Source organism: Vibrio sp. 10N.261.55.A7, from assembly GCF_002877365.1.
Taxonomy (GTDB): domain Bacteria; phylum Pseudomonadota; class Gammaproteobacteria; order Enterobacterales; family Vibrionaceae; genus Vibrio.
In genome coordinates, this window is sequence record NZ_MCWZ01000163.1 from 1 (window position 1) to 6,000 (window position 6,000).

The window sequence follows — 6,000 nt, forward strand, 5'->3', positions numbered from 1 at the left end:
AGTCTGATATGCTCGGTAAAGTCAGTGGTTACAGCCACTTATTAAAGCGTTAGTCGTTTAATGCTTTGAAAGGTTTTACGGTTAAAGTTGGTTCAGTAAGTTTAACCGTATTGTTTTACTGGCAACGTTTTTTGGCGCTACTGGATCGCATGATGTTAATGTTCAATTTAGGGCGCTTTGTTTGGCCGAGTCAAATGCATATCCTTGCCCTAAGTAAGTTCTACAAATGTCGTGCATTGGTTTTAATAACAAAACCTTGTGCCAATAATCAGTCATCAATGGCAAAGCCACCGGCTAACAAATTACTAAAGTGGACTTATCAACGCTCGGCACTCTCGGCTTGAAGTCTGGTATGCTCGGTAAAGTTAGTGGTAACAGCCACTTAGTAAAGCGTTATGTGTCTTCGAGAATTAGTGATATATGAATAAATTGGAATTACTAAAAGAGCTGAAGCAAAGGAATGTCCCAACGAGGGAGTATTCACTTAAAGGCTCGTACAAAGAGGATGCTGTTTGCTTGCTTGAAGAGGAAGGTAAATTCGAGGTTGTTTATTTTGAGCGCGGGCAAAAAAATATCCTAAGCACGCACAAATCAGAATCTAGTGCTTGTGAGGCATTTTTTAAAGAGATGCTAAGTTAATGACTTCGCCTGCACTTAGAAAACACATAACTAGTCAAGGCAGTATCCGCTACTTCGTGGACGCGCGACGCTGCTTAAGGCGTTATGTGCCACAGCATTTAAGCGTGAAAATATATGTTTATCGTGTCTTTGACTTATCAAGTGCCTCTAGAGGAAGTTGATGTTCTTATTCCTGAGCATGTGGAATATCTCAATTAACAAAATGCAAAATGCAAAATGCAAAATGCAAAATGTAAAATGTAAAATGTAAAATGTAACTTTATTTTATCTGGGAGCAGAGAGCCAAGGACTGGTAGTGTTATCATTTCTACGCTTGGGTGCCGAAATAAACTGAGTGAAGTATTGGCTCAAGATCCTTTTCATCGAGAAGGGTTGGCAAGCCATGAAGTAATAGAAATAGTGCCAACAAAGGCGTCAGAAAAGCTAAAATTCCTAGTCTAATATTTGGCACATAACAAACGCTTCAAGTGGGATTGCCAACGCTCGGCATTTTTGGTTCGACTTTTGTGTTTAAGGTGCCGTTGGTAAGATTTGGGGTTTGAAGTTGGCAACCCCTTAAGCGGGCGTTAGTGGTCTAAAGCTTTGAAAGGTTTTAGGGTTAATGTTTGTTCTGCACTCGTCGCAATATTGTTTTACTGGTGTAGCTTTTTGGCGGTTCGGGATCGCATGATGTAAATATTCCATTTAGGGCGCTTCATTTGGCCGAGTTGCTGCCTAAGTAAGTTCTACAAATATTGCGCATTGGTTCAAATAATAAAGGCTTGCACCAATAATCAGCATTCAATGGCGAAGCCGCCCACTAACAAGTTAATTAAGTGGACTTATCAACGCTGGGCACTCTCGGTTTGGTGTCTGGCAGGCTCGGTAAAGGTAGTGGTTACAGCCACTTATTAAAGCGTTATATGATTAGGAGTGACACATTGAGTAAATGGGATAATGTCGCAGAGATTGTTGATTTCAACCTTGAAATTTCAACAGAATATTTCACAGCATCAGTACCTAAAAATGCCAAAGTTCTTGATTTCGGTTGTGGTTATGGGCGTATTACAAATCAGCTATATGAACTAGGGTATCATCACTTAGTTGGAGTAGATTCCTCACTTGAAATGATTAAAAGAGGTAACAGTGATTATTCAACGCTAGATTTACGTCACCTTTCAGGGAGTATTCTACCCTTTTCTGATGACGAGTTTGACTCAATTGTTACCTGTGCTGTGTTCACTTGTATTACGACTCAAACTGAACGTAAATACGTCATAGAAGAGCTTCATAGGGTTTTAAGACCAAACGGCATTCTCTATTTAGCTGAGTTTTGTTCAAAAAACAGCCTACGTTTCGAGTCATCTACAGGCGTTCCAATGTGGCATAGCCAACAAGAAGAGCTCGAGCTCATACTTGAGGGGTTCAATATTGAGTTATCTAATGTAGTTGAAAGCGCAACAATGTCAGGGCATGCAAGTAAAGCTAGCCATATTATTGCACGCAAAATCATATAACAAATTGTTCAACTGGATTCCAAAACGCTTGGCAATTTTATAATGGTCAATATTTGTGATTACGGTGGTCATATTAGGTTTGGTGGAATTGTTTTGTCACTAGTTAACAAGGCGTTAGGTTTTATTTCAATTTCTTCATGTCATAGGTAAGGAAGCTCAAATGTCATATGAATCTCAACTAGAAGCTGCACATAAAGAACTTGAAAGCAAAGGTGTTTGGAAATCCAACTTTAACCCTCCTCTCATGAAGTTATTTAGGTTGATTGGTATACAAATTCCACCACCGTATTATCAAAAGTTCACTATCAACCTTGTTTTTAATAGCTTTTTGTTCGGCTTAATATTTAGCATTTTGAATTGGTTCAATGACACTATGCCTTTTCCCCAACTTCTGCTTAAAAACATATTTGGTGGTTTATTTTTTGGGTTATTAATGTCAGTTTTCTATTTGGTTCGTAAAAAACAGCTAGGTTTGACCAATTGGACAGATCTTGTGTAAATATTAAAACCTAACAAGGCACTAAACCCGACACTTCACGCTTGGCATTTTCGCTTCGCGAAAGTCTATGCCAAGGTTTTGTGCGGGTTAGTTTGGCGTTATACGATTAAGAGGAAAATATGGAACAACATTACTTAAATTCTTCCTTTCGAGAGAAGCTAATCGAGCACTCATTGATTAGTGAACTACTTAAAATGTCATGGAAAAATGGCAGTTGTTCCATCGAAATTTCCAAACCAGAGGTAGACAATCAAGGCTATGATCTAATCATGGAAGACCTTGGTGCTTTTCGTCATGTTCAACTTAAAACCTCTCATATTGGTTCGAGCACAGCACGTCAAAAAATCCATGTCGCTTTAGCTAATAAACCATCAGGTTGTGTCGTTTGGGTTTACTTTAACGAAACAACGATGGAGCTCGGTCCATTCTTGTTCTTTGGTGGTGAGCCAAGCAAAAAGTTGCCTGACATCAGTGATTTTCCTATTGCGAAACATACAAAAGGAAATGCGGAAGGTACTAAAAATGAAAGGCCATCAATCAGGGTTGTGTCAAAGTCAAAATTCGCAATTTTGAACACAATAGAAGAATTGTATGAGGCGTTGTTCAAAATCGTATAACAAAGCGTTTAAGACAGATTCGCAACGCTCGGCATTTTCGGTTTACTTTGAATTAAGTGGCTACGGCACAATGGTTTAAGTTTGGTGCCAGCGTCGCTCACTACTTAACGCTGCGTTAGTGGTCTAAGGCTTTGAAATGTTTTGAGGTTAAAGTTTATTCAGTATTCGTCGCAATATTGATTTACTGGCAAAGTTTTTATTCATTCGGGATCGCATGATTTTAATGCTCGATTTAGGGCGCTTCGTTTGGCCTAGTCAATTGCGGAGTTGCTACCTAAGTAAGTTCTACAAATCTCGAGTATAGGGCTTAATAATAAAGGCTTGTGCCAATAATTAGCATTCAATGGCGAAGCCGCCCACTAACAAATTACTAAAGTGGACTTATCAACGCTCGGCATTTTCGGCTTGGAGTCTGATAGGCTCGGTAAAGTCAGTGGTAACAGCCACTTAGTAAAGCGTTATGTTTTAAAGGGGAAAATTTGAAGTACTTTAAGTTAATATCGTGCATAGCGATTGTGATTTTGTTAGCTGCCCCTATAGTCATCTATACAAAGTCTTTTGGTATAGGTGTGTGGTCAAATCACAATGACTGGGGAGTAATGGGTAGTGCTATTGGTGGAATATACACAGCATTGTTTGCATTCCTAACCTTATTAGTACTTATTGGCCAAAGTTCATTTCAATTACGTTCGCACAAGTATGTAGTAGACATGGAGTTTATTCGAGATAACCGTTCTGACTACAACGAATTGTTCCACAAGCTGACTGAGCTACTTGTGGCTAACTCAAGTGCAGCTCAGAATGACCTATTAATAATTATTGAATCAATACCTGACGAAGACATTTTAAAACCTGAAACCTTTAAGTTGATAAGAGATTACGTAACTCATCACGTTCAAGTACTATCAATATGGCGAGCGTTACAGCCAATTCTTATTGGGCTTTCCTACAATCAGCGTTTTCCATATCAGAATAGTTTCGAGGCGATTAGACTGAAAACATCTTCAATATTAGGTTTAAGAGTTTGTATTGCATTAGACAAAGCCCTATTTATTCTTGATAGAGGAAAGTCAACAAAGTTGTATTTTTGGCAGAAAAAAACATAACAAATTGTTCAACTGGATTCCAAAACGCTTGGCACTTTTGTTTCAGTTGGCTTCAGTGTTTTAAGTGGTAATTTATAGTCTAGTGGTATTGTTTTGTCACAAGTTAACAAGGCGTTAAGTGTATGTAGGAAAATTAAGCATGCTAGATAAATTACCAAAAATGTATAGCCTAGTGTTATTGGCTGGTGGAGTCTTTTACATTGCACAATTTGCTCAACATTATGAAACGATTTATAACGAATGGGTAAACTGGGCTCACCCAACATATGATATATCTACATATTCTTTGCTGATTATGTCTTACGCGCTTGCCGTATTGCCTCCTCTATTAATGGTCGTGTCGGCAATGGTTCTATATCAATCCAATGGCTTAAAAATATATCTGATAGTGCCCCTTGCTTTGCTTCTTCTGCTTTCAGGGCTAATTGGTAAATTGATTTTCTTTATTGGAGCAGTAATCTTGGTTTGTAAGCAACGCCTGAAGGTGGCAAACACTTAACAAGACGCTAAACCAGACACTTTAACGCTTGGCATTTTTGCTTCGCAAAATTTTACGCCAAGATTACGTGCAGGTTAGCTTGGCGTTATGCATAATCGCTTAATTTCTTTAGTTACTCATCGATTGGTACAACTATGAAAACATTGGTATTAAAAAACAGTGAAAAACTAATTTATCGCAGACTTAAAAATGGTGACCAAGTAAAGCTTAAGACTTTTTTAAAAGATATCTCTGAATACGCCCATGGATATTTTACACCGCATGCGGATGATGACGAGACAATTGATAAGGTTATATATCGTTCAATTGCAGATACAGATCGTGTTTATATAGTTCTTGATAGACAAGGTGTAATAGTCGCGTATTTTTTCCTTTGGTGGTATTCATCTGAATTTCCAGTATTAGGTGTTGGGATTGCAGAGAAATATCAAGGGCAAGGGTTAGGTGGGAAATTTATTGAGGTCCTAATTGAGGATGCTAAGGAAAACCATTGCAAAGCAATTGAGCTTACAACAGTACTAAACAATAAGAGGGCTTTTACATTATATCAAAAGCTTGGTTTTCTGTACTTAGGTAAAGTCAATAACTTGGCCGGTGACGGTAGTATGGTTGAAGAGTCTCACATGTATTTTCCAATTGAACCTAGAGTAAAAATACCTAGAAGGAATCATGTAACTCCGTTCTAAAAATATGCATAACAAGGCCTTCAAGTCGGAACAAAAACAGTTGGCTTTGTTTCGTGCCTCAACAAGTTTAGCCAACTACTTTTATCCGCTTAAGGCGGCGTTAGTCGTTTAATGCTTTGAAAGGTTTTAAGGTTAAAGTTGGTTCAGTATCTTTCGCCGTTTTGTTTTACTGGCAACGTTTTGGGCGCTACTGGATCGCATGATGTTAATGTTCAATTTAGGGCGCTTCGGTTGGCCGAGTTAAATGCATAGCCTCGCCCTAAGTAAATTCTACAAATGTCGTACATTGGTTTTAATAACAAAAGCTAGTGCCAATAATCAGCATTCAATGGCAAAGCCACCGACTAACAAGTTAATTAAGTGGACTTATCAACGCTGGGCACTCTCGGCTTGGAGTCTGATAGGCTCGGTAAAGTCAGTGGTAACAGCCACTTATTAAAGCGTTAGTGGTCTAAGGC

At 38.6% G+C, this 6,000-nt stretch carries 6 protein-coding genes; all 6 read left to right on the forward strand.

Features of this window, described 5'->3' with window-relative positions; genetic code table 11:
• The first annotated feature begins 1,559 nt into the window (after positions 1–1,559).
• The 6 genes from BCU12_RS09630 to BCU12_RS09655 all read left to right on the forward strand — a co-directional run bounded on the left by BCU12_RS09630 (position 1,560) and on the right by BCU12_RS09655 (position 5,542).
• A complete protein-coding gene (locus BCU12_RS09630; RefSeq protein ID WP_102404112.1) occupies positions 1,560–2,135 on the forward strand; it encodes a class I SAM-dependent methyltransferase in 576 nt (191 codons plus the stop codon).
• A gap of 160 nt (positions 2,136–2,295) precedes the next feature.
• The gene (locus tag BCU12_RS09635) at positions 2,296–2,634 is read left to right on the forward strand and encodes a DUF6404 family protein (protein ID WP_102404107.1); all 339 of its coding nucleotides are present in this window, start codon (positions 2,296–2,298) and stop codon (positions 2,632–2,634) included.
• A 119-nt stretch (positions 2,635–2,753) separates the two neighbouring features.
• Positions 2,754–3,251, forward strand: a complete 498-nt coding sequence (locus BCU12_RS09640; protein ID WP_102404108.1) for a hypothetical protein — start codon at positions 2,754–2,756, stop codon at positions 3,249–3,251.
• A 479-nt stretch (positions 3,252–3,730) separates the two neighbouring features.
• Complete coding sequence (locus BCU12_RS09645) at positions 3,731–4,357, forward strand: hypothetical protein (protein WP_133153850.1); 627 nt, start codon at positions 3,731–3,733, stop codon at positions 4,355–4,357.
• A gap of 139 nt (positions 4,358–4,496) precedes the next feature.
• A complete protein-coding gene (locus tag BCU12_RS09650) occupies positions 4,497–4,856 on the forward strand; it encodes a hypothetical protein (RefSeq protein WP_102404110.1) in 360 nt (119 codons plus the stop codon).
• Positions 4,857–4,990: 134 nt separating this feature from the next.
• Positions 4,991–5,542 (forward strand): GNAT family N-acetyltransferase, encoded by a 552-nt coding sequence (locus BCU12_RS09655; protein WP_102404111.1) that lies wholly within the window; start codon positions 4,991–4,993, stop codon positions 5,540–5,542.
• The last annotated feature ends 458 nt before the right edge of the window (positions 5,543–6,000 follow it).

What these genes read in the sequence shown, in the direction of transcription:
- BCU12_RS09650 (WP_102404110.1), top strand. Translation starts at nt 4,497, where the DNA reads ATGCTAGATAAATTACCAAAAATGTATAGCCTAGTGTTATTGGCTGGT.
- BCU12_RS09635 (WP_102404107.1), top strand. Translation starts at nt 2,296, where the DNA reads ATGTCATATGAATCTCAACTAGAAGCTGCACATAAAGAACTTGAAAGC.
- BCU12_RS09640 (WP_102404108.1), top strand. Translation starts at nt 2,754, where the DNA reads ATGGAACAACATTACTTAAATTCTTCCTTTCGAGAGAAGCTAATCGAG.
- BCU12_RS09655 (WP_102404111.1), top strand. Translation starts at nt 4,991, where the DNA reads ATGAAAACATTGGTATTAAAAAACAGTGAAAAACTAATTTATCGCAGA.